Source organism: Arthrobacter cavernae, assembly GCF_017368795.1.
GTDB classification, from domain to species: Bacteria; Actinomycetota; Actinomycetes; order Actinomycetales; family Micrococcaceae; genus Arthrobacter; species Arthrobacter cavernae.
This window is the reverse complement of the sequence record NZ_JAFNLL010000002.1, coordinates 167,612-192,329: the sequence shown is the minus strand read 5'-3', so window position 1 is coordinate 192,329 and position 24,718 is coordinate 167,612. Positions and strand designations below refer to the sequence as shown.

Genomic DNA, 24,718 nt, shown 5'->3' with positions numbered 1-24,718 from the left:
CCCCAGCTTACGCCCGGCCCCCAGCAGCGCGCCCGGGGGCACTGGGCTAGGCGATCCGGCGTGCCCCGGCTGCCGGGGTGACCGTGAAGATGTCCGGAGCCGTGTAGCCTGCTTCCGCGAAGGAACGCACGACGGCGTCGCGCACCGCCTGCTCGTGCTCCACCGGGGTGAGGGCAATGGCGGAGCCGCCAAAACCTCCTCCCGTCATGCGGGCGCCGATGGCTCCGTTCGCGCGGCTCGTGTCCACGGCGAGGTCCAGCTCGGGGCAGGAGATTTCGAAATCGTCCCGCATGGAGGCATGGCTGGCATCGAGCAGCGCGCCGATCCCGGCCGGACCGTCGTTGGCGAGGGTCCTGACTGTCTGCAGCACGCGCTCGTTTTCGCTCACCACGTGGCGCACGCGCCGCAGGGTGGTGGGATCCAGCAAAGCCGCGGCGTCGTCCAGTGCCGCCACCCCGACGTCGCGCAGTGCTGTGACGCCCAGCAGCCCGGCACCCAGCTCGCAGGAGGCCCGCCGGGACGCGTAGCCGCCGTCGGCGTGGGAGTGCGAGACCTTGGTGTCGATCACCAGCATGACCAGCCCGGCCGCTTCGGCGTCGAAGGGGACAAGCTCGACGTGCTGGTCCCGGCAGTCGAGGAACACGGCCTGGCCCTTGGCGCCGCGCAGCGAGGCAGACTGGTCCATGATGCCGGTGGGGGCGCCCACAAAGACGTTCTCGGCCCGCTGCGTGGCCAGCACCAGCTCTTCCGCGCCGAGCCGGGCCTCCGTGAGCTCATTGAGGGCCGAGATGACCGCGCACTCTATCGCATGCGAGGAGGAGAGCCCCGCGCCGGAGGGGACATCCGAGTCGAGCAGCAGATCGAAGCCGGGGACCTCGATGCCGTGTTCCTGCAGTGCCCAGGCCACGCCCAGCGGATACCGGGTCCAGCCGGATCCCGAGCCCGGGGCGAGCCCGGCAAGGCCGGACTCGACCAGGCCGTGCCCGCCGAAAGTGGACAGCAGGCGGACCGTGGAATCGTCGCGGAGCCGCAACGCCACGCGGGCCGTCTTGTCGATCGCGAAAGGCAGCACGAAGCCTTCGTTGTAGTCGGTGTGTTCACCGATCAGGTTCACGCGGCCCGGCGCCTGCCAGACGCCGTCGGGGGCTGCTCCGAAGGTTTCCTCAAAGCGGGCGGCGAGGACGCCGGCCTCGGTGGTGGTGGTCATGCCCGGGTGCCTTCCAGTGCGGGGGCCGGAACTGCCGCGACGGCGCGCAGGCGCTCGGCCACGGATTCCGGAGTGGTGTCGTTGATGAACGCTCCCATGGCTGCCTCCGAGCCTGCGAGGAACTTCAGCTTGTCCGCCGCGCGGCGCGGTGAGGTCAGCTGCAGATGGAGGTGCCCCGCGGGGCGCAGGAGACTGTCCAGGGGAGCCTGGTGCCAGGCCGAAATGTACGGCGTGGGCGTCGGGTACAGGGCGTCAAAGCGCCGGAGCAGGTCCAGGTACACATGGGCCAGCTCGTCACGCTCGCCGCCCGTGAGAGCCGCGAGGTCCGGCACCCGGCGGTGCGGGACGAGGTGGACTTCCAGGGGCCAGCGGGCCGAGAAGGGCACATAGGCGCTGAAATGCTCGCCCTCCAGGACCATGCGGCTGCCGTCCTCCCGTTCGGCGCGCAGCAGCGAGGCCGTTAGCGTGTCCGTACCGTCGGCGTCGTCGTAGTACTTTCGGGCCGCGCTGCCGAGAACCGCCGCCCGCGGAGTCACGTAGGGGTAGGCGTAGATCTGGCCGTGCGGGTGGTGCAGGGTGACGCCGATTTCCGCCCCGCGGTTCTCAAAGGGAAAGACCTGCTTGATGCCCGGCAGTGCGCTGAGTGCCTCGGTGCGCTGGGCCCAGGCCTCGATGACCGTCCGTGCCCGGGTTTCGCCCAGTTCGCTGAAGGATCCGGTGTGTTTGGGCGTGAAGGAGACCACCTCGCAGCGGCCGTAGGCGGGGACCGCGGTGCCGTGCGGCGCGGAGTCGGGGACACCGCCGAGTGCGGGGCCCAGGGAAGGGAAGCGGTTTTCGAACACCACGACGTCGTAGTCCGGCGCCGGGATCTCCGAGGGGTTCGCCGCGGTGGTGGGGCAGATGGGGCACTGGTCTGCGGGCGGAAGGTGCGTCCGGCCCTGCCGGTGGGCGGCGACGGCCACCCAGTCGCCGGAGAGGGCGTCGAACCGGAGCTCGCCAGGTTCGCCCCGGCCGGGCAGCTCCCGGCAGTCCACCAGGGAGGCCGCGCTGCGGGGGGCCGTGCCGGCGTCGTCGAAGTAGAGCAGTTCACGGCCGTCGGCGAGATTCGTGCTGGTGATGCGCGTCATGGATCCATCATTCCACGAAACTCCCAAAAGCGCATAGTTTCAAACAAAAAGGAACAAACGGTGCCTTCGATAGTGCAGTACGGTGGTGCCATGCCTTCGACCACACCCCCCGCCGGAACCGCCGACGATTCCGCACACCGCCGCTTCGCCAGCGGACGCCAGTTCGAGCTGCGCCGCGGCGACGCGCTCGCGGTCATCACCGAACTCGCTGCCGGGCTGCGCCTGTACTCCCGCGCCGGCGTCCAGCTGACGGAAAGCTACGGCGACGCCGACATCCCGCCCGGAGCCACCGGCATCACGCTCGCTCCCTGGGCCAACCGGATCGAGGACGGCGTCTGGTACCTGGACGGCAAGAAGCAGCAACTGGACATCACCGAGGTCTCCCGCAACAACGCCAGCCACGGCCTCCTGCGCAACGCCCCGTACGAACTGGTGGACGAATCCGAGTTCTCCGTCACCCTCGAGGCCACGGTCTTCCCGCAGCACGGCTACCCCTTCCTGGTCCGCCACCGCGTCCGCTACGAACTCGACGCCGGGCTGGAGCTGCGCGTGTCCCAGACCCTGGTGAACGACTCCGGCAGCAACGCGCCCTTCGTGCTCGGCTCGCACCCCTACCTGCGCCTGGGCGAGGTTCCCAGCGAAGACCTGGTGCTGACCGTCAAGGCCGGCACCCGGCTGGTGGCCGATGAACGGCTCATCCCGCGCAGCAGCGCCCCCGTGGACGGCGACTTCGATCTCGCGGCCGGAGCCCGCGTGGCCGGGCTGGACCTCGACGTCGCCTACACGGACCTGGCGTACGACGGCGGCACGGCCCGCCATGTGCTGACCGCGCCGGATGGCCGCAGCGTCAGCCTGGAACAGGACGAGAGCTGCGCCTACGTCCATGTCTTCGTCACGGACGGTTTCCCCGGCCGGTCCAAGGCCGTGGCGATCGAACCCATGACCGGGCCGGCCAACGCCTTCAACAGCGGCGACGGGCTCCGCTGGCTGGCCCCGGGGGAGTCGTTCACGATGAACTGGGCCATTACGGCTTCCCTCTGAGCGGTTTCCCATACGGGACCGGCTGCGGAAGGATGGGGGAATGACGCCAGCACAGGACGCCAAGGCCCCGACTGACCGCCAGATCGCCGAGCATATTCCGTACGGGATCCGGATTGCCGCCGCCTGGTCGTGGCGGCTGGGCCTCATCCTGCTGATCGGCGGCGTTCTCGTGTGGCTGCTGGGCAGAATCAGCTTCCTCATCATCCCGGTCATGGTGGCCGCACTTCTTGCCGGGCTGCTCTACCCCGTCACGGCGTGGCTCAGAAGCGTCAAGGTGCCCACCGGAGCCGCCGTGGCACTGACGGTGCTGGGCTTCGTCGGATTGATTGCAGGTGCGCTCGCCCTGGTGGGCCGCCAGCTGGTCAGAGGGTTTGGCGAGCTGTGGAATCAGGCACTGGCCGGCATCCAGCAGGTCCAGTCCTGGCTGTCCGAGGGGCCGCTGCACCTGACCGCGGACCAGATCGACAAATACATTTCGGAGGGCGTCGCCGCCCTACAGGACAACACCAGCAGCATTCTCAGCGGCGCCCTGTCCTTCGGCAGCACGGCCGGGCATTTCGCTGCCGGGCTGCTCTTGGCGCTGTTCATCCTGATCTTCTTCCTGCTTGAAGGCGGTCGGATCTGGGGCTTCCTGGTGCGGCTGCTGCCGCGCGCGGCACGCACGGCCGCCGATGGCGCCGGACGCCGCGGCTGGACCTCCATGGTGAGCTACGTGCGGATCCAGATGTTTGTGGCCTTTGTGGACGCGGTGGGCATCGGTGTTGGCGCCGCCATCATCCAGGTACCGCTCGCGCTGCCGCTTGCCGTGCTCGTGTTCATGGGTTCGTTCATCCCCATTGTGGGTGCCCTGGTCACCGGAGCCATCGCCGTACTGCTGGCCCTCGTCGCCAACGGCCCGGTCAATGCGCTCATCATGCTGGCCATCGTGCTGCTCGTCCAGCAGCTGGAAAGCCACATCCTGCAGCCCCTGGTGATGGGCAAGGCCGTGGCACTCCATCCCGTGGCCGTCATCCTGTCCGTGGCAGCCGGATCGTACCTGGCGGGCATCCCCGGTGCACTGTTTGCCGTCCCCCTCTTGGCCGTAGCAAACTCGGCGATTCGCTACATCTCCGCCCGGACGTGGGAACATGATGAGGGATTGGCCGCGGCGGAGCTGCGCGCGGAGGCCGCTTTGCCCGGCCCCGGCACGGATACCACCATCAAGGAAATCCACTTGCCGGGCGGGAAATCCGGCCGCGGCAAGGGTGCTGCAAAGAAGAGTACGGCCGCAGAAGGGAAGTCCGTTGAGAACCCGGCAGCCGACACCACCAAAGGAGAATAACCAGTGAATACCCTCGAAACCCTGCCCGTCACCCTGGACGATGTCCTCAAGGCGCAGGAGCTGCTCGAGGGCATTATTACCAAGACCCCCATCGAGTCTTCCCGCGCCCTGGGCGCCATGGTGGGAGGCGAGGTCTTCTTCAAGTGCGAGAACCTCCAGCGCGCCGGTTCCTTCAAGGTCCGTGGCGCCTACGTACGCATGGCCCGGCTCTCCGAAGAGGAAAAGAAGCGCGGCGTCGTGGCAGCCTCGGCCGGAAACCACGCCCAGGGTGTGGCCGTTGCCGCCAAGAGCCTGGGCATCAACGCCCGCATCTACATGCCGTTGGGCGTTGCGCTGCCCAAGCTGGCCGCAACGCGCAGCCACGGTGCCGAGGTGGTGCTGCACGGCCACAACGTTGACGAGGCCCTCGCCGAGGCACAGCGCTACGCCAACGAGACCGGCGCCGTCTTCGTGCACCCCTTCGACAACGTGGACGTCGTGGCCGGCCAGGGCACCATCGGCCTGGAAATCCTGGAGCAGATCCCCAACGTGGACACCATCCTGATGGGCGTCGGCGGCGGCGGGCTCCTCGCCGGCGTCGCGGTCGCCATCAAGGCCCGCGCCAAGGAACTCGGCCGGGAAATCCGGATCATCGGCGTCCAGGCGGAAAACGCGGCGGCCTACCCTCCATCGCTGGCCGCGGACGCGCTGGTCCCGCTCAAGAAGGTCTCCACGATGGCTGACGGCATCGCCGTCGGACGCCCCGGCCAGTTGCCCTTCAGCATCATCCGCGAACTCGTGGACGATGTGGTGACGGTCAGCGAGGATTCCCTTGCCCGGGCGCTCATCTTCCTGTTGGAACGGGCCAAGCTGGTGGTGGAACCGGCCGGCGCCGTGGGAGTTGCCGCGCTCATGGACGGCAAGATCGAAAACCCGGGCACCACGGCTGTCATCCTGTCCGGCGGCAACATCGACCCCATGCTCATGCTCAAGGTGATCCAGCGCGGCCTCTCCGCCGCAGGGCGCTTCATGACCGTGCGCATGATGCTCGACGACCGTCCCGGCTCGCTGGCGACCATCGCCCGCATCATCGCCGAAAACGATGCCAACGTCACCGGCCTGGACCACACCCGCGTGGGCGGTTCCATCAGCATGGGCGATGTGTCCATCACCGTAAACCTGGAAACCAAGGGCCACGAACACAGCGAGCAGGTCCTGGCGGCGCTGCGCGCCGAGGGCTTCCAGCCCATCGTGGTGCACTGACAGGAGGCTGGCCAATGGTTCTTGGAACGCCCGGAAGCGGGAGCGGAACGGCCAAGGAGGCACTTGCGGAACGGGCCAAGGGCGGGCTGCTCTTCATGGGCGGCTTCGTCATCCTGCTGTACGTGATCGAGCTCCTGAACACCGTCATGCAGCACAGCCTCAACGGCACGTTCGGGCTGCGGCCGCGGAACATCAACGGGTTCCTGGACATCCTGACGTTTCCGTTGCTCCACGCCAATCTGGGGCACCTGCTGTCCAACACCCTGCCGCTCATCATTTTCGGTTTCCTGGTGTTCCTCGCGGGGGTGCGCACCTTCCTCACCGCTCTGGCCTTCAGCTGGCTGGGCTCCGGGACCGTCGTGTGGCTGATCGGCGGGGGAGGCGTGACAGTGGGAGCGTCGGGTCTGGTGTTTGGCTTCTTCGCCTTCCTGCTGGTCCGCGGCTTCTTCAACCGGAGCTGGTGGCAGATCCTGCTGTCCGTGGTGCTCTTCATGGCCTACGGAAGCATCCTGTTCGGCGTGCTGCCCACCGTCATGGGCTTCGTCTCCTGGCAGGCACACCTCGGCGGGGCCGTCGGTGGCATCACGGCTGCTGTCGTGCTGCGGCCCAAGCGCGGGGCCACGGACTGACGCCAGACACACAAAAAACGCCGGCCCGCCCCGTGAAGGGGAGGGCCGGCGTCGTGCTTTAAGGCTGCTTAGCCGGCGTACGGCTTGGCGGAAACGATCTCCACCGGGATTTCCTTGCCGTTGGGGGCGGTGTAGCTGAGCTTGTCGCCCTCCTTGTGGCCCATGATCGCGGCACCGAGCGGGGACTTCTCACTGAAGACGTCCATGTCGGAGTTGCCGGCGATTTCGCGGGAGCCGAGCAGGAAGGTCTCTTCGTCGCCGGCGATGCGGGCAACAACAAGCATGCCGGGTTCCACGATTCCGTCGTCAGCCGGGGCTTCGCCCACATGGGCGTCGCGGAGGAGCGCGGTGAGCTGGCGGATGCGGGCCTCGATTTTGCCCTGCTCTTCCTTGGCTGCGTGGTAGCCACCGTTTTCCTTGAGGTCGCCCTCCTGGCGTGCGGCTTCGATCTTCTGGACGATTTCCGCCCGGCCTGCACCGGAAAGGTGGTCCAGCTCTGCCTTCAGGCGGTCAAAAGCTTCCTGGGTAAGCCAAGCTGCAGGCGCGCTGTTGGTGGTAGACACGGATTTCTCCTTATGGATCTGACAAGCAAAGACCCCGCCGAGGTGGCCACTCGTGGAACTCAGTAACCAACTTAGCGGGGTGAAGGTTTTGATCCAGTGTAGTCATTCCTATGGACAAACCCAAGCTGGCTGAGACATGGCTCACGTGATTGTCATTTACCGCTGTCCACAATCCAGCAGCTGTCCACGACGCCGGACACGGCCGCGGACTCGGTCTGCAGAACGGTGCGCTGGGCGGTGGTGCTGCCGCCGTCGGCACCTGCCTTGGGATCGTTCGGGCCGATCTCAACAACCTTCCAGCCCACCACCGCGAACTTCGAATCCATCGCCTTGATGGCGCACTTGGCCGTGGATCCCGGGTACTTGGTGACCTGGTAGTCCACCTCGGCCTGGGTCTCATCCACGGTGCTGTAGCCGATGTCCTTGAAGGTCACCGGTGCCTGAGCGGACGACGTGGCGATCCAGGCCATGAAGGCCATGGCCAGCACCAGGGCGGCGATGACGATGTTGCGTTTGGTCTTGCCGCCCAGGGCGCGCTTTTGGCCGCCGTAGCGATTGGCTAGGCTGGTAGTTGCCGGCAGCGCGGTGGCCGATGGGTCCTCGGAAGTCACCCATCCAGTTTAGTTCGGATCCCGGCCCTCCAGTTGCACCGCCCATGAACTGCCCGATGAAAGAGGAGCCGTCCCGTGACTGCGTCCACCAGCCCCGCCCAGCAGCTGCGGTTGCTTGCCGTCCACGCACACCCTGACGACGAGTCCAGCAAGGGCGCTGCAACCATGGCAATGTATGCCGCTGCGGGCGTGGAGGTCATGGTCGCCACGTGCACGGATGGCTCCCGCGGGGACATCCAGAACCCGGCCATGGAGGATGCCCCGCATCCCAAGCGGGACATGGCAGGCGCCCGCCGCCTGGAGATGGACAATGCCGCCGCCGTGCTGGGGATCCGCCAGCAGTGGCTGGGCTTTGTGGATTCAGGATTGCCCGACGGCGACCCCATGCCGCCGCTGCCGGCCGGCTGCTTCGCGCTGCAGCCGCTGGAACGCGCCGCGGCGCCGCTGGTCCGCCTGGTCCGCGACTTCAAACCCCACGTGATCATCAGCTACGACGAAAACGGCGGCTACCCGCACCCGGACCACATCATGGCCCACAAGGTTGCCGTGGAGGCGTTCCATGCCGCCGGCGATCCGGAGCGTTACCCCGGCACCGGGGAAGCCTGGGTGCCCGGCAAGCTGTACTACGACCGCGCCTTCAGCCCGGAACGCTTCCGGGCCCTGCACTTCGCGTTGGAGGAAGCCGGGCTGCAGTCGCCGTACGCGGAGCGTCTGGCGGCCTGGCTTGAGGCTGACGCCGAGGGCCACACCCCGCCGGCAACGGCTAACCGGACCACCACCCAGATTGACTGCGGGGACTTCTTCGAAGCCCGCGACGACGCCCTCCGGGCGCACCGCACGCAGATCGATCCGCTGGGCTTTTTCTTCGCAGTGTCCCCGTCGATGCAGCGCAGGGCCTGGCCCTGGGAGGACTATACGCTGGTCCACTCCAACGTCCCGTCCGAGCTGCCTGAAAAGGACCTCTTCGCGGGGATAAGATAGGAGTGCCGGCTGCTTCTATCGCTCGTAGAAGTCGCCGGGCCGTCCAGTTGCGGCCCGGCCCCTTGCCGCGGAAGCAAACCGGCAGGAATCAGCTCCCACAGAAGGTTTGAACCGTGCACCATTTGCTCCTCACCCTGGCCACGACCCCGACGCCTTCCCCGACGCCGTCGCTGCGCCCCGGTCTGTCCGAAGACCAGGTGACACCGGGTACCTGGGGCTTCGTTCTGACGGCCTTCATCGTGGTGCTGACCACGCTGCTGATCGTGGACATGGTCCGCCGCATCCGCCGTGTCCGCTACCGCGGCCAGGTGGAGGAAGCCCGTTTGGCCGCCGAAGCCGCAGAGGCCGGCGACGCCCCCACAGAAGCCGACGGCGATGCCGCACCCGGGGCCCGCTGACACCGGAGCAAGCAACAGCATGCCCGGGGCCGCCAACGCCCTGGGCACCGAACCATCGGCCTATCTGCGCCAGCACGCACACAACCCGGTCCACTGGCGGCCCTTCGGCGACGAGGCCTTCGCCTTCGCCGCTGCCCGGGATGTTCCGGTTTTCCTCTCCATCGGCTATGCCGCCTGCCACTGGTGCCACGTCATGGCCCACGAGTCCTTCGAGGACCAGGACACCGCCGACTACCTGAACGCCCACTTTGTGGCCATCAAGGTGGACCGGGAAGAACGCCCCGACGTCGACGCCGTCTACATGGCGGCCACGCAGGCCATCAGCGGCCAGGGCGGCTGGCCGATGTCCGTGTTCCTCACCCCCGAGGGCCTGGCCTTCCACGCCGGCACCTACTTCCCGCCGCGGCCCATGCCCGGTAGCCCCTCCTTCCGACAGGTGCTCGAAGCCGTCCGCGAGGCCTGGCTGGAACGCCGCGACGCCGTCGAGCAGAACGCCCGCGGCCTGGCCGCCCACATGGGCGAGGCACAGCTCGCCGCCGCCGTCGCGCTCGACGGCCCGCCCGCCGTCGTCGACCCCGGGCTGCTGTCCGAGGCAGTCCGCATGCTGGCCCGTTCCGAGGATCCCGACGGCGGCTTCGGCGGCGCGCCCAAGTTCCCGCCGTCGGCGGTTCTGGAGTTCCTGGTCCGGCACGCTGCCATGCCTTCGGACACCGCCGAAGCCGCCAGCGGCATGGCCGCCCGGACGCTGGCCGCCATGGCCCGCTCTGCCCTGCGCGACCAGCTCGACGGCGGCTTTGCGCGCTATTCGGTCACGGACGACTGGTCCGTGCCGCACTTCGAGAAGATGCTCTATGACAACGCCCAACTGCTCCGTGTCTACACGCACTGGGTTCGCCTGGGCGGCACCGAAGTTTTCTCCGCCGGGGAGGCAGCGCAGGTGGCGTCCCGCTGCGCGGACTGGATGGTCGCTTCGCTGGGGCTGGGGGCCGCCGGCGACGCGGGTCCGGACGAGGTGGGCGGCCCGCAGGGCCTTGCCTCCTCGCTCGACGCGGACACGGTGGTGGACGGCGTGCACCACGAGGGCGCCGCCTACCTGTGGAACCCCTCCTCGCTCGGCGAGGTCCTGGACGATGTCCTGGGACTGGGAGATACCGGGGCGGTTGCCCGACTCATGAACATCCGCGACGCCGGAACGGTGTCCGAATTGGGCTCGCCGCTGCACCCTGGCCGCCGGCTGGACGGGCAGGAGCCGGGGCTGTGGGAGCGTGCGCGGCCCCTGCTGCTGGCCGCCCGCGCCCGACGGCCCCAGCCGGCCCGCGACGACAAGGTGGTGGCAGGGTGGAACGGACTCGCCGTGGCGGCCCTGGCGGAAGCCGGCGCCGTGCTGGACGGCCCTGGGCTCGTTGCAGCGGCCGCCAGCGTGGCCGGTTACCTCGAGCGCGTCCACTGGAACGCTGAGGCCAAGCTGCTGACGCGGGTCTCGCACGGCGGCGCGGCGCGGGGCATCGGCGGCCTGCTGGAGGACTACGCCTTCTGCGCCGAGGGCTTCCTGGCCCTGTACTCCGTTACCGGAGAGGCGCGCTGGTATGCCCTGGCGGAGGACGTCATCGGGGCGGCCTGTTCCCGGTTCGTGGCCGAAGGGCGCCTGACGGACTCGGCCGGGGAGTCTGCGCAGGTCTTCAACGCCCAGGGGCAGCATTCGGGACTGGATCCCTTTGACGGTGCCACGCCCGGCGGAGCCGCGGCCTTCGCCGGTGTGCTCCTGTCCTACGCGGCCTACTCCGGCTCAAACGAACACCGGATCATGGCCGGGAACATCCTGGGTCTGCTGCCGCCCATAGCCGCGCGGGCTCCCCGGGTTGCGGGCTGGCTGCTGGCAACAGCGCAGGCGGCCTTGGCCGGTCCGGTGGAGGCCGCCGTCGCCGGCCCTGACGGACCGTCCCGGCGCGGATTGCACCGGGCGCTGCTGCAATCTGCGAGCCCGGGCCTTGTGGTCGCGGTGCAGAACGACGACGGCGGTGCGGCCGACTCCGGGGGTGCCGGGAGCGCTGCGGGGACCGGGGCCCGACGCCGGGTCCCGCTGCTGGCCAACCGCTCGGCCGCTGCCGACGGCTCGCCGCAGGTGTATCTGTGCCGCGCGATGGTGTGCGACAGGCCGCTGGGGACGGTGCCTGAACTGCGGGAGCGCCTGGCCGCCATGGCCGCGGGGAACTGACAGCGCCTGCGCGGGCTGTTAGCTGAGCACCGCCATCATGATGGCGGTGAAGTGCGCGGCGAAGGCGAGCACCGTGAAGGCGTGGAAGAGCTCATGGAAGCCGAAGTTCCGGACGCTGAAGTTGGGCTTCTTGATGCCGTAGAGCACTGCCCCGGCGATGTAGAGGGCGCCGCCTATGCAGATGAGGGCCGCGGCGGCGGCGTTGGCCGCGAAGAACTGGGGCAGGTAGAACAGGGCCCCGCAGCCCAGGGCCACATAGATCGGCACATAGAGCCACCGTGGGGCCCCGGTCCAGAGCACCCGGAAGAGCACACCCAGGATGGCCCCGGACCAGATCACCCACAGCAGGAGTACGGCCTGCGGGCGCTCCAGCAGTGACCAGGCCAGCGGCGTGTAGCTGCCGGCAATGACCAGCATGATGTTGGTGTGGTCCAGGCGCTTGAGCAGCATCCTGAGCGGCGGGGACCAGTTGCCGCGGTGGTAGACGGCGCTGACACCAAAGAGGAGCACGCCCGTCACGGCGTAGACAATGGACGCGATTTTCCGGTCAGTTGTGGGAGCCAGGGCCACCAGGACGATGCCTGCGGCGACAGCGAACGGGGCGGCCACGGCGTGGATCCATCCGCGCCAGGTGGGCTTGGTGGTGAGCAGTTCGGCCATTGTTAAAGAGTAAGCTACGGATCGGTAAGTTACTTTTGAGTAGCGATTTCCTTGCCTGCCCTGCGACAGTCCCTGCACCGAGCGCCCAGCTTCGGCAGGTAGCCTAGAACATGCAGCTGCGGCACCACGGCCGCCGCTGAAAGCAGCCGCGTGCGGCCGCAGCCCGGCCCGCGGCCGGCCGCGCACCGCCGTCGTCAACTCAAAGGAAGTCAGGTGAGCATCCGGATGGAACTTCCCGGTTTCCTCTACGGCTTCTACGAACGCAGGCTGGCCCGCTCGCTTGATCCGGAGCGGATTCCGCGGCATATCGGCGTCATGGTTGACGGCAACCGCCGCTGGGCGAGGCAGTTCAACGCCCCCACCAGCCAGGGCCACCAGGCCGGCGCGGACAAGATCCACGAGTTCCTGGGCTGGTGCCAGGAACTGGGCGTCAAAGTAGTCACGTTGTACATGCTGTCCACGGACAACATGAGCCGCTCCGGCGAGGAACTGGACTTGCTCATGGGGATCATCGCCAACACCATGGACCGCCTGGACGAGGACGAGAACATTTCCGTCCACGCCATGGGCGCCCCGGAACTCCTGCCCGACTACCTCGCCGAGCGGCTGAACAAACTGACCGCCCGGACGCCCATCCAGGAAAAGATCCACGTGAATGTCGCCGTCGGGTATGGTGGCCGGCGGGAAATCGTCGACGCCGTCCGGGAACTCCTGCACGAGGCCGCCGCCGAGGGCCGCGGCATGGCCGAGGTCGCCGATGCTTTGTCCGTGGACGACATCTCCCGGTTCCTCTACACCCGCGGGCAGCCCGATCCCGAACTGGTCATCCGGACCTCGGGGGAGCAGCGGCTCTCCGGCTTCCTCATGTGGCAAAGCGCCTACAGCGAGTTCTACTTCTGCGAAGCGCTGTGGCCGGCCTTCCGCAAGGTCGACTTCCTGAGGGCCCTGCGCGACTATGCCGGCCGTCAGCGGCGCTTCGGCGCGTAGCTCGCGTGACCTGTGAAATCCCGTTAACGCGGAATTCACCTCTTCGATACAAGACAGGCCGCCGCGCCTACGCGGAAATGTAACCGCGCAGGAATACGTTAATCCCATTAGCAGGCAAACCGCCCGCTGATCGGGGAGGCCAGTAGATGGAGCGGATTTTCGCACCGAATACCAGGGAGGCCACGCCCGGCCTTCCGGCCGAACCGCCTCACCATTGAGCCGGGCGACCGCCCGGGGCTGGAGTCGATGTGGCTATTTCCGAGCAATTGCCCGTTGTCGTTTCAGACGAGGGAAGTTCAGCTACCTCTCACACCAAGCGGGCCTCCAAAGGGGCACGGACGGCACCGTCCGCTGCGAGCCGCAGCTACGTGATCGACACGTCCGTTTTGCTTTCGGACCCGCATGCGCTGCTGCACTTCGCCGAGCACGAGGTCATTGTGCCGATCGTGGTCATTACCGAACTGGAAGGCAAGCGCCATGATCCGGAACTGGGCTACTTTGCCCGCAAGGCACTCCGCCTCCTGGATGACCTGAGGATCGAACATGGCGGCCTCGACCATCCCATTCCCCTCGGCAACGACGGTGGTCACCTCCGCGTCGAGATGAACCACATCTCGCCCGAGGTCCTGCCTGCCGGGTTCCGCGGCGGCGACAACGACAGCCGCATCTTGGCCGTCGCCAAGAACCTGGCCAACGACGGCCACAACGTCACGGTGGTGTCCAAGGACCTGCCCATGCGCGTCAAGGCCTCGGCCATGGGACTGCATGCGGACGAATACCGCAACGAACTGGTCAGGGACTCGGGTTGGACCGGCATTGCCGAGGTGGAGGCCAACGAGGAGGAAATCACCACCCTTTACGGCCACGAACCGGTCTTCATCCCGGCGGCTGCCGAACTTCCCGTCAACACCGGCCTGGTGCTGCTGTCCAACCGCGGCTCCGCCCTGGGCCGTGTGGGCGCCGACAAGCAGGTCCGGCTCGTCAAGGGGGACCGCGATGTCTTCGGGCTGCACGGACGCTCCGCGGAACAGCGGCTCGCCATCGACCTGCTGATGGACCCGGCCGTGGGCATCGTGTCCATCGGCGGCCGGGCCGGTACGGGAAAGTCCGCGCTCGCCCTCTGTGCGGGCCTTGAAGCCGTGCTGGAGCGCCGCGAACACCGCAAGGTCATCGTGTTCCGCCCGCTGTTCGCCGTGGGCGGCCAGGAGCTCGGCTACCTGCCCGGCTCCGAAGCCGAGAAGATGAACCCCTGGGCCCAGGCCGTCTTTGACACCTTGGGCGCACTGGTCAGCCAGGAGGTGGTTGAAGAAGTCATGGACCGGGGCATGCTCGAGGTCATGCCGCTCACGCACATCCGCGGCCGCTCCCTGCATGACGCCTTCGTGATCGTTGACGAGGCCCAGTCCTTGGAGAAGAACGTCCTGCTGACCGTCATGAGCCGCATCGGGCAGAACTCCAAGATCGTGCTGACCCACGACGTCGCCCAGCGCGACAACCTGCGCGTCGGCCGGCACGACGGCGTCGCCGCCGTCGTCGAGACCCTCAAGGGACACCCTCTGTTCGGCCACATCACCCTGACCCGCTCCGAACGTTCGCCGATCGCAGCCTTGGTGACGGAACTGCTGGAGGGGGCGGAGATCTAATCCCTTGCGGTGTGTGCGCCGGTCACCCTTCCTCTGCGTGCTAGCTCGTTCCGCGCTTTTACGCACGCTGCCGGAAGGCTGACCGGCGCACACGTCAGGCGGCGGCTCTTCGCGTAGGAGCGCATCGCGGCGCATCGGGCCCAGAGGTCGCTCAGCGACCGACGGAGCCCTTATGCGTCGTGTCTAAGCGACGGCGAAGGGCCGGTGCCTGACGGACCAAACCACGGCTAGGCTACTGGATCCCCAGGAACCTGGCGAACTCTACGTGGCCTTCTACCTGAAGGGTCCAGTCGGGGCGTTTGAAGGATTCGGGGGTGAGGCGGACGCGCTGGACTGCTTCTGTTTTGGGGCCCCAGCTGGTGCGGTAGACGCCGTTGAGCTCGTAGCCGAGGGAACGGGAGACGCGGAGGGACCGTTCGTTCCAGGCGGCGGCTTCGGATTCGGCGACGTCCGCTTTCAGGTGGTCGAAGGCATAGCTGACGACGGCGGCGCGCATCTCTTTGCCTAGGCCGCGGCCCTGAGCGGACTGCTTGAGCCAGGAACCGGTGTTGACCGTCTTGAGTGCGTTGAAATTCTTGGCCTCGACGTCCTGGCAGCCGATGAACTCATCGTTGTGCCAGATGCCCAGGAGCAGCGTCCAGGATTCCGGCGACATTCCCGCACGGCACTTCCAATACCAGCGCGCCATGTTGGGGCCCAGTTCCTCGGCGGGCAGCTCTGTCCATGGGTTGCTGAACGGCGAGCGGCCGGCGTCGTGGATGCCGCTCCGGGCTGCCTCCACGGCTGCCGGGATTTCCTCGTCGCGGATCGTCCGGAGCACCAGGCGGGGCGTGGTCAGCGTGAGTCCAAACGGGGGCCAGAGGGCGGTGAGCGAGGTCATCCGAGAAGCCTAGCCGCTTCCACGCGCCCGCGGCGCCGGGCAGCGATCAGGCGACCGGGCCGATGTCCCAGGATATGTGGCGGCGCACGTCCGTGAGGTTCATGGACTCGGCCAGGAACAGGTCGTCGAGCATGTACTCGTCGACGGCGAGGATCTTCATCCAGTGACCCGTCCCCGAACTGTCGCCGTCGAGGGACTGGCTGGCGACGCAGACGCCGGTGCCGGCGTCGACGCGGATCAGGGTGCGGCCCGGATGGGCCAGCGGATCGGCCGGATCCGCCGGTGCGTAGTTGCGCCCCGGCCGGACGATGGCTTCAAGCGCCATCCGGCCCTCGTGCTCCACTTCCCTGATCTCGTCCACGTCCACGGGATTGGAGTCGGGGAATTCCATGGGCACGGGGGCGTTTCCGGCCAGCTCCACGGGATCCAGGGCGGCGGCCAGCCTGCTGTTGCCGAACGACGGTTCGCCGTAGGCGGCTTCCGGACGGCGCCGGACCAGGCCTGCGCCGTCGTACACCGGCGTCACCAGATGGGCGGGCAGCAGCCAGGATTTTCGCGTGGCGCTGATGTAGAGGCCGTCGCGGGAATCGTTGATGCCCGTGGTGCTGTGGAGGAGGAGTCCGTCCGGCGTCTCCAGCCTGAGGGCCCCGGGCCGGCGCAGCCAGGCGCGCACCATGTCGGCGCCGGTGCCTGGACGGTCGAGGTATTCGAACCTCAGGCTCGTCCATTTCCACGGCGAGGACCGGCACAGGTTCCTGAAGGTGGAGGACATGTCGGCCTGTTGATTGCCTTGCTGGTTACCCTGTCCAGCTGCACTGAAGCGCCCCATATCCACAGTTTAGCCGTGGGGCCCGCGCGGCCGGCGGGAAAACCGGTAGCATCCGAGTGTGATCCGACGACTTGCCGCCCTCTGGGACGCCAGCCCCTGGGGCTTCTGGCTGGTGGTCGCGGCGTGCCTGTATTTCGCCGTGATGGCCGTGCGCCTGACCATCATCGATGTCCGCCACCACCTGTTGCCCAACCGGATCGTTTTCCCGTCCTACGGCGTGGCCGGCGTCCTGCTGCTGGGGGCCGCGGTGCTCGCGGAGGTGTCCGGCGCCGCCGTTCCCGGAAAAGTGCCCGACGGCGGCGCGAACCTTTTCGGGGTCCCCGGGCTGGGGACCGTGGCCGGGGGAGCCGTGCTCTGGTTGTTCTACTTCGTGCTGCGCGTGATCTACCCGGCGGGCATGGGATTCGGCGACGTCAAGCTCGCGGGCGTGCTGGGGCTTTATCTGGGCTACCTGGGCTGGGCCCACGTCTTTGCAGGCACCTTCGCGGCGTTCCTGTTCGGCGGTGTGTGGGGCCTGGCGGTATTGGCCACGCGCCGCGGGAACCTGAAGTCGGCGATTCCCTTCGGGCCGTTCATGCTCGCTGGGGCAGCCGCCGCGATGCTCCTGCTGCCGGCTTGACGCGGTGGTGGGTGGCTTCCCAGCGGCGGGCCGTGAACACCGGGGATTGAATGGCGGGCCCGATGGGTGCATGCTCGTGCATAGCCGGGCGCATGGGGCGCAGCCGGGCAGAAGGGGACGCCCGTGGGAATTCCAGACAGGACCCGGCCTGCGGTCCGCGAAGCCGCGTGCAACGCCCACGCATCAAACTGAAGGAATCCTAGGCCATGGGTGCACCCGACTTTGTGCTCAGACTCCGCGAGAAAATCGGCAACGATCCGCTCTGGCTGCCCGCGGTGCGGGGTGCCGTGTTCGATGACGAGGGCCGCGTACTGCTGTGCCAGCGCTCCGACAACGGGCACTGGACCCTCATCTCGGGGATGCTCGAACCCGGGGAGCATCCCGCCCCCGGACTGGTCCGGGAAATCTTCGAGGAAACGGCGGTGGTCGCGGAGACCGAGCGGATCATCGCCGTCGGCGTCGTGGGTCCGGTGACTTTCCCCAACGGCGACGTCTGCGACTTCCTGGACATCGCCTTCCGTTGCCGGTACGTCTCCGGGGATGCACAGGTCAACGACGACGAATCCACCGCCGTCGGCTGGTTCGCCCTGGACGAGCTGCCGGACATGAGCGCCAGCCAGCTCGAAGTCCTCCGGCTGGCCACGGAACCCGAAGGTCCCGTGGCCTACCAGCTGGAGGACTGAGGCTGGCCCATGCAAAAGTTGATCGGGCTGTCCTTGGTGGTGATGCCGGTGCTTCTGTCGGCTGCGCTTGCCGGCTGCGGAGGGGCGCCGGGCGCCCCCGGCCCCGGCGCGACTGCAGGCCCCGGGACGAGCAGCTTGGCGGTCCCTCCCGATGAGCCTCCGGTGTCCGGGTCGCCGGAAAGCCGGACGACGCCGCCGGTCGCCGGGCCCGTTTGCGAAGGCGGACCGCTGGGTTGCCGCCTCTACCGCTCTGTCGATGGGCAGGATGCTTCCGGTGGGCTGGCCTGGTTGAAGAGCCACCCACTGGAAGTGTCCATGGTGTTCGTCAACGGAACCTGGACTGTAGGGGTGAAGACGCCGTGCAACCACCTGGGCGTCGAGGTTGAGGTCAATGGTGGGACGTGGATTCCGGGACGCCGGATCTCAACGGCGATGGCCTGTCTGGGACCGGAAAGCAACTATGAAACCTGGACCCACCGGCTGTTCGAGCAGCCGGTCACGTGGAGTTTGGAGGGGAATTCGCTGAAGCTGCACAACGCCCACGGCTCCGTGGAGTTCCAGGAGGCGGGCCCCATCCCGCATATGTAACTTTTGAATACAGCAAAGCCGGGGTGCCTTCCAGAGGCACCCCGGCTTTCCCGACGGCGAACCCACACCGGGGCGGTCGGCCGCCGTCGGGGGGCTGCTGCTGGAGGCTAGGCCTTGTGGGCCGGGCGGGTCATGGTGGTGACGTCGAGAGCCTTGTCCAGCTGCTCCTCGGTCAGTTCACCGCGCTCGAGGTAGCCGAGGGAGACCACTGCTTCGCGGATGGTCAGGCCTTCGGCAACTGCCTTCTTGGCGATCTTGGCGGCTGCCTCGTATCCGATGAACTTGTTCAGCGGGGTCACGATGGACGGGGAAGCCTCGGCCAGGAAGCGGGCGCGCTCCACGTTGGCGGTGATGCCGTCGATCATCTTGTCGGCCATGACGCGGCTGGTGTTGGCCAGCAGGCGGATGGACTCGAGCAGGTTGGCGGCCATGACGGGAATGCCCACGTTGAGCTCGAAGGCGCCGTTGGTGCCGGACCAAGCGATGGCGGTGTCGTTGCCGATGACCTGGGCGCAGACCATGATGGACGCCTCGCAGATGACGGGGTTGACCTTGCCCGGCATGATCGAGGAGCCCGGCTGCAGGTCCGGGATGGCGATTTCGCCGAGGCCGGTGTTGGGGCCTGAGCCCATCCAGCGGAGGTCGTTGTTGATCTTCATGAAGGAGATCGCGATGTTGCGCAGCTGGCTGGAGCCCTCGATGAGGCCGTCGCGGTTGGCCTGGGCCTCGAAGTGGTCGCGGGCTTCGGTCAGCGGCAGTCCGGTGTCGGCGGCCAGGAGCTCGATGACGCGCTCCGGGAAGCCGGCAGGGGTGTTGATGCCGGTGCCCACGGCCGTGCCGCCCAGGGGGACCTCTGCGACGCGGGGGAGGGAAGCGTTGATGCGCTCGATGCCGTAGCGCACCTGCGCGGCGTAGCCGCCGAACTCCTGGCCCAGCATGACCGGGGTGGCGTCCATCAGGTGGGTGCGGCCGGACTTGACGACGTCCTTGAACTCCACGGCCTTGCGTTCCAGGGAAGCTGCCAGGTATTCCAGGGCCGGGATCAGGTCGTTGATCAGGGCCGAGGTGGCGGCAACGTGCACGGACGTCGGGAAGACGTCGTTGGAGGACTGGGATGCGTTGACGTGGTCGTTCGGGTGGACAATCTTGTCGCTCCCGGCGGCGGCGAGGGCACGCGTGGCGAGCTCGGCGATGACCTCGTTGGTGTTCATGTTGGAAGAGGTACCGGAACCGGTCTGGAAGACGTCGATCGGGAAGTCGCCGTCGTACTGACCGGTGGCAACCTCATCGGCGGCCTTGGCAATCGCCTCGGCGAGCTCGTCGTCGAGCACCCCCAGTTCGGCGTTCGCCAGTGCAGCAGCCTTCTTGACGCGTGCAAGGGCTTCGATGTGGGTGCGCTCGAGGGTCTTGCCGGAAATCGGGAAGTTCTCCACGGCACGCTGCGTCTGGGCGCGGTACAGGGCGTTCACGGGGACGCGAACTTCGCCCATCGTGTCATGTTCAATGCGGAATTCAACAGTGGAAGTCATGGGGCTAGCTTAGGGCGATCGGACGCCGCATCGAAAACCCGGAATGGAGTGCTACGTGCTCCGGCCCGAGGGCCGGAGCACGGCTGCCTACAGCTTGCCGATGCCGGAAACCAGCTCCGCGCGGCCTTCGTCCAACTTGTAGGACAGACCCACGACGGCGACCCGGCCGTCGTCGATGGCGTCCGAAATCACACGCGAGCTGTCGGCCAGGCGCTTGGCGGTCTGCTTGACGTGCTCCACCACCATGTCGTTGACATCATGCTGATCGTTGCGCAGGGACGTCAGGACCGAGGGCGTGATGCGTTCCACGAGGTCGCGGATGAAGCCCACGGGCATGTCGCCGGTTTCCACGGCGGCCTTGGTGGCGGTCACGGCACCGCAGCTGTCGTGGCCCAGGATCACGATCAGGGGAACGCCGAGCTCGCCGATGCTGTATTCGAGGGAGCCGAGGACGGCGTCGTCGATGACCTGGCCCGCCGTACGGACCACGAAGGCATCGCCCAGGCCGAGGTCGAAGATGATCTCGGCGGCCAGGCGGGAGTCGGAGCAGCCGAAAATGACGGCGAAGGGGTGCTGGTGCTCGAGGAGCGAGGAGCGCCGGGACGCGTCCTGGTTGGGGTGCAGGGATTCGCCCGCGACGAATCGTTCGTTGCCCTCGCGGAGACGGCGCCAGGCAAGAGCAGGAGTCAGGTAAGTAGCCACGGGGCTACTTTACGGTGTGGTGGTGGCAGCTTGCGAAACTGTTTCGCCGGGCTTCGCTGTTGAAGGCCGCGTTACGGGAGTGCGGACGGGGCACTCGCTGCCGATTTCACGACGGCGGCCGCCACGGTGGCGAACTCGTCCAGGCTTGCCGTGCCGCTGAGGATGATAGTGGTTCCCCGGTGCACAAGGATCATGCTGCGGGTGTCCTTGCCTGAGTCGCGCAGCTCCCATTCCTGCCCGCCGGCGTTGCGGGTGCCCGTGACGGGGGCGTTCTTGGTCTGCTGCAGGAGCCACGTCGGGTTGGCCTGGCGGGTCTGCACGACGCCGATGAAGGCCTCCTTGGGAGTCAGGTAGCCAACTTCCCAGATGGGCACCCCGCTGGCGGTCCCGGAATCCCACCTGGCGTAATTGGGACTGAATGTGTCGCCGAGCTCCGGGGCCACGGGTGTGAATCCCGCCACATCCGCGGCGTTGGCCGCGATGGCAGAGACATTCACGTTCGGCCGGTAGCCATCGCTCTTCGGAGCAGGGTTCATCAGCACGATGGGCAGGAATGCCAGGACGCAGACGAGCAGCGCGATGACCATGCCGATCACCGAGGCGTTGGCCCGCTTTGCGGCCTTGGCGGCAATGACGGGCTTGATGGGGGCCGGGTCTGCGTGGACCCGGTTGGCCTCGGCAGCGTCCGATGGGGCAGCGGCTGCGGGCTTGTCCTGCGTTTCACTCACCCTTCCATAGTCCCTTATCCCGGCGGCGAACACACATCCGGACGCCAGGACAGTGGCCTGGGACGGGAGGTCATCCCATGACTGGGGCAGGGCGCGACGACTATGATCGTTCCTAGGGGAACCCCTGCAGTTGCCTTCCGCAGCTGGTCCTGGTCCCATGAATCGTCACTCGAATGAAGAGGTTTAAGTGTCTACCGCACCAATGACCCAGCAGTATTCCACGATTTCGCCGTCCTTGGCTGTCGGCATCGACGAGCCAGACCGCAACCTCGCCCTTGAGCTTGTCCGCGTCACCGAGGCCGCGGCCATCGCCGGCGGCCACTGGGTTGGTTTCGGCGACAAGAACAAGGCCGACGGTGCCGCCGTTGACGCCATGCGCTCCTTCCTCCACACCGTCCACTTCAACGGCGTCGTTGTCATCGGTGAGGGCGAAAAGGACGAAGCCCCCATGCTGTTCAATGGCGAGCAGGTTGGTGACGGTACCGGCCCCGAGTGCGACGTCGCCGTCGACCCCATCGATGGAACCCGCCTGACGGCTCTCGGCATCAACAACGCCCTCGCCGTCCTGGCTGTCGCAGAACGCGGCTCCATGTTCGATCCTTCCGCCGTGTTCTACATGGAGAAGCTCGTCACGGGCCCCGAGGCCGCGGACATGGTGGACCTGCGCCTGCCGGTCAAGCAGAACCTGCACCTGATCGCCAAGGCCAAGGGCGTCAAGGTCAACCAGCTCAACGTCATGATCCTTGACCGCGACCGCCACCGCCCGCTGGTGGAGGAAATCCGCGAAGCAGGTGCGCGCACCAAGTTCATCATGGACGGCGACGTTGCCGGCGCAATTGCGGCCGCACGCTCCGGCACCGGCGTCGACGCCCTCATGGGCATCGGCGGAACCCCGGAAGGCATCGTTGCTGCCTGCGCCATCAAGTCCCTCGGCGGCGTCATCCAGGGCCGACTGTGGCCCACCTCGGACGAAGAGAAGCAGAAGGCGATCGACGCCGGACACGACCTCGACCGCGTCCTGTCCACGAACGACCTCGTCACCTCGGACAACTGCTACTTCGCCGCCACGGGCATCACCGACGGTGACCTGCTCAAGGGCGTGCGCTACTCCAAGGACAAGGTCCTGACGCAGTCGATCGTCATGCGCTCCAAGTCCGGCACCATCCGCTTCGTCGACGGCGAGCACCAGGCCAGCAAGTGGGAAGGCTACGCCCGCAAGAGCTAGCCCCCGCCGAAAGCCGGGGCTTGTTTCCCATTCCGAAGCTTGTTGTGACGGAAAGGGAAACAAGCCCCGGTTTTTGTTTGCCGGGGGTCCATAAAACGTGGGGGAGGAAGGCTCAGCGGAGCTTTTCACGCAGCTTCCGGGCCAGTTGGTAAGCGCCGTAGCGGAGCTTGTTGACCGGCAGGTCCCAGGTGCCCGGGTAGGCCACCTCGCTGCCGCCGAAGGACTTCTTGAAGGCCGTGAAGCCCGCCCACTTGTGGTCCGGCTGGTCCTCGGGGGCCACGCCCCACAGATCCACGTACTTGAGGCCCTTCTCCTTGGCGTCGGCCATGAGCGTGACCAGCAGCGGAATGCCGGCACTGAGCTTGCGGTGGGCGTCGTCCAGTGCGGCGTGGGCGTAGGTGCGGGTATCGGCCGAATCGTAGGCCAGGGCTGCCGCGATGGGCTCGCCCTCGAGCTCGGCGACGAACAGGGTTCCGGCACCCGCGGGCAGCAGGGAACGGGCCACGCTGCCCAGGTAGTCGTCGCTCTGCGGCTTGAAGCCGTTGCGGGCGGCGGTCAGGTGCAGGAAGTGCAGCAGGATGGAGATCTCTTCCGGGTCCTGCGAAGACCGGAAGGTCACGCCCTTCTTGTGGATGTTGCGGTAGAGGTTTCGGTTGGTCGGCTTCATGCCGGCCAGCACGTCCTTGAAGTCACCCTCGAGGTCCACAATCCAGCTGAGCTCGGGCTGCTGGTTCGAGGGCGCCGGCTGCAGGCCGCGCGCCCGCAGGTGGGTCCCGGCGTCGGCTGCGGGGAACCCGGCGTCCACCGGCTCCATCCGGACGAACACGGCCCGCTGCTTCAGGGCGAGGGCGCGCAAAGCCGCCACGGCGTCGTCGAACGCTGCCAAAGTGTCCGCCACCGGACCGTAGGGCGCGTAGAGGACCTTGCCTGCTGGGTTCTTCTCCTCGATGGCCAGGAAGCTCCATCCCGGGCCGCTCTGTTGGTGCACGGTGCGCCCGAGCGAGCGCTGGAAATCAGCCCACGCGCTGGTCTGCAGGAAAAACTCCACGCCTCAGTTACCGAGCCCGGTGGTGACGGCGAAGGCGACGCTGGTGCCGGCACCGGAGGCCGGGTGGACCATGACGGGGTTCTCGGCGTCGGGGATGAACGCGGCGCCGCCTCGCTGCAGTGGCAGATCGCTCTTGGGCGAGTCCAGGACCACGGCACCGGAGACCACCACGACGACGGCGGGACCGGTCTGTGCCAGCGGCACCGGTTCGGCACCCGGCTTGAGTTCGATGCGCTGCAGCTGGAACTCGCTGAACGGGGGCCGGTAGAGCTCCTGGCCGTAGGCCGTAGGCGCTGCCTCGATGCGCGGCACGCCGAGGGCCTCGAACTGGATGGTCTTGGTCAGCTCCGGGATGTCCACGTGCTTGGGGGTCAGGCCGCCGCGGAGGACGTTGTCAGAGGACGCCATGACCTCGACGCCCAGGCCGTGGATGTAGGCGTGGATGTTTCCGGCAGGCAGGTAGACCGCTTCGCCGGGGTTCAGGAGGACCAGGTTCAGCAGCAGCGAGATCAGGACGCCGGGGTCGCCCGGGAAGGCGTCGTTGATGCCGAGCACGGCGGTCAGCGCGTCGGTGTGCGGCTCCGTGGGGGCGCCCGAACGGAGCACGGAGATGACCTGGTCCGAGGCGGCAGTGACGTCCTCGCCACCGGCGATCAGGCGGCTGAAGGCTGCCTGCAGTGCAGCGGACTCGTCGGCGCCGGAGAGGTCCGCAATGACTCCGTCAATGACCGCGGGGACATCTTGTGCCGCCGAGTCCAGGACCGTGGCCAGGTGCGCAAAGATGGCCCGTGATTCGGCGGCTGTGCGGAAACCGCACAGGGCCTTGAACGGGGTGAGCGCGAAGATCATTTCCGGCTTGTGGTTGTCATCGCGGTAGTTGCGGTCCGCGGAATCGGCGGCCATCCCGGCCGCGTTCTCGCGGGCAAATCCTTCCCGTGCCTGCTCGAGGCTCGGGTGGACCTGCAGCGAGAGCGGCTGTTCGGCCGCGAGGATCTTCGTCAGGAACGGCAGGCGCGGACCAAACTCGGCAATGCTGGCCTCGCCCAGGAAATGCCGGGGATCGGAGGCGATCAGTTCGTCCAGGGCCACGGTGGAGCCGTCGGGGCGGGTGGCCGTGGACGGCGAGCCGGGGTGTGCCCCGATCCACAGCTCGGCCTCGGGGCCGCCGGAAGCGGGGCGCCCCAGGAGCTCGGCGATCGCCGTCGTCGATCCCCAGGCGTAGGGTCGCAGAACATTCTCAATCTCGTACACAGCAGGGTGTC

Annotated in this window: 25 protein-coding genes; 13 read left to right on the top strand and 12 right to left on the bottom strand. The window is 67.5% G+C overall.

All coding sequences use genetic code 11. From position 1 onward, the window contains the following. Positions 1-46: 46 nt before the first annotated feature. The gene (gene galK / locus J1902_RS00845; RefSeq protein ID WP_207614293.1) at positions 47-1,207 is read right to left on the bottom strand and encodes a galactokinase; all 1,161 of its coding nucleotides are present in this window, start codon (positions 1,205-1,207) and stop codon (positions 47-49) included. Then, the gene (gene galT / locus J1902_RS00840) at positions 1,204-2,334 is read right to left on the bottom strand and encodes a galactose-1-phosphate uridylyltransferase (protein ID WP_207614292.1); all 1,131 of its coding nucleotides are present in this window, start codon (positions 2,332-2,334) and stop codon (positions 1,204-1,206) included. Before galT ends, galK begins: the two co-directional genes overlap by 4 nt. A 90-nt stretch (positions 2,335-2,424) precedes the next feature. Between galT and J1902_RS00835 the strand changes: the two genes are divergently transcribed. From J1902_RS00835 to J1902_RS00820, 4 genes are read left to right on the top strand one after another with little or no spacing between them, the layout of a single operon-like run. Continuing rightward, positions 2,425-3,375, top strand: a complete 951-nt coding sequence (locus tag J1902_RS00835) for an aldose 1-epimerase family protein (RefSeq protein WP_207614291.1) — start codon at positions 2,425-2,427, stop codon at positions 3,373-3,375. A 40-nt stretch (positions 3,376-3,415) separates the two neighbouring features. Continuing rightward, positions 3,416-4,696, top strand: a complete 1,281-nt coding sequence (locus J1902_RS00830) for an AI-2E family transporter (protein WP_207614290.1) — start codon at positions 3,416-3,418, stop codon at positions 4,694-4,696. A gap of 3 nt (positions 4,697-4,699) precedes the next feature. Then, positions 4,700-5,938 carry a threonine ammonia-lyase gene (gene ilvA / locus J1902_RS00825; protein WP_207614289.1) on the top strand — a complete coding sequence of 413 codons (1,239 nt, stop codon included), beginning with the start codon at positions 4,700-4,702 and terminating at the stop codon, positions 5,936-5,938. A gap of 14 nt (positions 5,939-5,952) precedes the next feature. Then, the gene (locus J1902_RS00820; RefSeq protein WP_207614288.1) at positions 5,953-6,567 is read left to right on the top strand and encodes a rhomboid family intramembrane serine protease; all 615 of its coding nucleotides are present in this window, start codon (positions 5,953-5,955) and stop codon (positions 6,565-6,567) included. Between the two features lie 68 nt (positions 6,568-6,635). Here J1902_RS00820 and greA read toward each other — a convergent pair whose 3' ends face one another. Together greA and J1902_RS00810 are read right to left on the bottom strand one after the other, a co-directional pair. Beyond that, complete coding sequence (gene greA, locus J1902_RS00815) at positions 6,636-7,130, bottom strand: transcription elongation factor GreA (RefSeq protein WP_207614287.1); 495 nt, start codon at positions 7,128-7,130, stop codon at positions 6,636-6,638. A gap of 152 nt (positions 7,131-7,282) precedes the next feature. Then, a complete protein-coding gene (locus J1902_RS00810) occupies positions 7,283-7,741 on the bottom strand; it encodes a DUF4307 domain-containing protein (RefSeq protein ID WP_207614286.1) in 459 nt (152 codons plus the stop codon). A 75-nt stretch (positions 7,742-7,816) separates the two neighbouring features. On the opposite strand from J1902_RS00810, the gene mca reads away from it, so the two are divergent. The 3 genes from mca to J1902_RS00795 all read left to right on the top strand — a co-directional run bounded on the left by mca (position 7,817) and on the right by J1902_RS00795 (position 11,335). Then, complete coding sequence (mca, locus tag J1902_RS00805) at positions 7,817-8,722, top strand: mycothiol conjugate amidase Mca (protein ID WP_207614285.1); 906 nt, start codon at positions 7,817-7,819, stop codon at positions 8,720-8,722. Positions 8,723-8,835: 113 nt separating this feature from the next. Then, on the top strand, positions 8,836-9,120 hold the full coding sequence (locus J1902_RS00800; RefSeq protein ID WP_207614284.1) for a hypothetical protein: 285 nt from the start codon (positions 8,836-8,838) through the stop codon (positions 9,118-9,120). A 19-nt stretch (positions 9,121-9,139) separates the two neighbouring features. Then, on the top strand, positions 9,140-11,335 hold the full coding sequence (locus tag J1902_RS00795) for a thioredoxin domain-containing protein (protein WP_242701418.1): 2,196 nt from the start codon (positions 9,140-9,142) through the stop codon (positions 11,333-11,335). 18 nt (positions 11,336-11,353) lie between these two features. Here J1902_RS00795 and trhA read toward each other — a convergent pair whose 3' ends face one another. Next, positions 11,354-11,995 carry a PAQR family membrane homeostasis protein TrhA gene (gene trhA / locus J1902_RS00790; RefSeq protein WP_207614282.1) on the bottom strand — a complete coding sequence of 214 codons (642 nt, stop codon included), beginning with the start codon at positions 11,993-11,995 and terminating at the stop codon, positions 11,354-11,356. Between the two features lie 225 nt (positions 11,996-12,220). On the opposite strand from trhA, the gene J1902_RS00785 reads away from it, so the two are divergent. Both J1902_RS00785 and phoH2 read left to right on the top strand, forming a co-directional pair. Then, complete coding sequence (locus tag J1902_RS00785) at positions 12,221-12,982, top strand: isoprenyl transferase (RefSeq protein ID WP_207614546.1); 762 nt, start codon at positions 12,221-12,223, stop codon at positions 12,980-12,982. A gap of 248 nt (positions 12,983-13,230) precedes the next feature. Next, positions 13,231-14,625, top strand: coding sequence for an RNA 5'-3' helicase PhoH2 (gene phoH2 / locus J1902_RS00780; RefSeq protein ID WP_207614281.1), 1,395 nt, complete (start codon positions 13,231-13,233; stop codon positions 14,623-14,625). Between the two features lie 232 nt (positions 14,626-14,857). Here the strand turns inward: phoH2 and J1902_RS00775 are convergent, their stop codons facing one another. Next, positions 14,858-15,505, bottom strand: coding sequence for a GNAT family N-acetyltransferase (locus tag J1902_RS00775; protein WP_207614280.1), 648 nt, complete (start codon positions 15,503-15,505; stop codon positions 14,858-14,860). 46 nt (positions 15,506-15,551) lie between these two features. Next, entirely contained in the window at positions 15,552-16,277 is a 726-nt protein-coding gene (locus J1902_RS00770; protein WP_207614279.1) for a hypothetical protein, read from the bottom strand. 115 nt (positions 16,278-16,392) lie between these two features. On the opposite strand from J1902_RS00770, the gene J1902_RS00765 reads away from it, so the two are divergent. The 3 genes from J1902_RS00765 to J1902_RS19995 all read left to right on the top strand — a co-directional run bounded on the left by J1902_RS00765 (position 16,393) and on the right by J1902_RS19995 (position 18,224). After that, positions 16,393-16,953 (top strand): prepilin peptidase, encoded by a 561-nt coding sequence (locus tag J1902_RS00765; protein ID WP_207614278.1) that lies wholly within the window; start codon positions 16,393-16,395, stop codon positions 16,951-16,953. Between the two features lie 206 nt (positions 16,954-17,159). Further along, on the top strand, positions 17,160-17,636 hold the full coding sequence (locus J1902_RS00760; RefSeq protein WP_207614277.1) for an NUDIX hydrolase: 477 nt from the start codon (positions 17,160-17,162) through the stop codon (positions 17,634-17,636). A gap of 9 nt (positions 17,637-17,645) precedes the next feature. Next, the gene (locus J1902_RS19995) at positions 17,646-18,224 is read left to right on the top strand and encodes an META domain-containing protein (RefSeq protein WP_504739358.1); all 579 of its coding nucleotides are present in this window, start codon (positions 17,646-17,648) and stop codon (positions 18,222-18,224) included. Positions 18,225-18,331: 107 nt separating this feature from the next. On the opposite strand, the gene J1902_RS00750 is transcribed toward J1902_RS19995, so the two are convergent. From J1902_RS00750 to J1902_RS00740, 3 genes are all read right to left on the bottom strand, one after another. Then, complete coding sequence (locus J1902_RS00750; protein ID WP_207614275.1) at positions 18,332-19,753, bottom strand: class II fumarate hydratase; 1,422 nt, start codon at positions 19,751-19,753, stop codon at positions 18,332-18,334. Between the two features lie 87 nt (positions 19,754-19,840). Beyond that, the gene (locus tag J1902_RS00745; protein ID WP_207614274.1) at positions 19,841-20,455 is read right to left on the bottom strand and encodes a carbonic anhydrase; all 615 of its coding nucleotides are present in this window, start codon (positions 20,453-20,455) and stop codon (positions 19,841-19,843) included. Positions 20,456-20,526: 71 nt separating this feature from the next. Continuing rightward, complete coding sequence (locus tag J1902_RS00740; RefSeq protein ID WP_307794336.1) at positions 20,527-21,183, bottom strand: DUF4245 domain-containing protein; 657 nt, start codon at positions 21,181-21,183, stop codon at positions 20,527-20,529. A gap of 202 nt (positions 21,184-21,385) precedes the next feature. Between J1902_RS00740 and glpX the strand changes: the two genes are divergently transcribed. Continuing rightward, positions 21,386-22,408 (top strand): class II fructose-bisphosphatase, encoded by a 1,023-nt coding sequence (gene glpX / locus J1902_RS00735; RefSeq protein ID WP_207614545.1) that lies wholly within the window; start codon positions 21,386-21,388, stop codon positions 22,406-22,408. Positions 22,409-22,520: 112 nt separating this feature from the next. Here the strand turns inward: glpX and J1902_RS00730 are convergent, their stop codons facing one another. Continuing rightward, complete coding sequence (locus J1902_RS00730) at positions 22,521-23,456, bottom strand: lipid II:glycine glycyltransferase FemX (RefSeq protein WP_207614272.1); 936 nt, start codon at positions 23,454-23,456, stop codon at positions 22,521-22,523. A 3-nt stretch (positions 23,457-23,459) separates the two neighbouring features. Further along, positions 23,460-24,707, bottom strand: coding sequence for a mannose-6-phosphate isomerase, class I (gene manA / locus J1902_RS00725; RefSeq protein ID WP_207614271.1), 1,248 nt, complete (start codon positions 24,705-24,707; stop codon positions 23,460-23,462). Positions 24,708-24,718 lie beyond the last annotated feature (11 nt).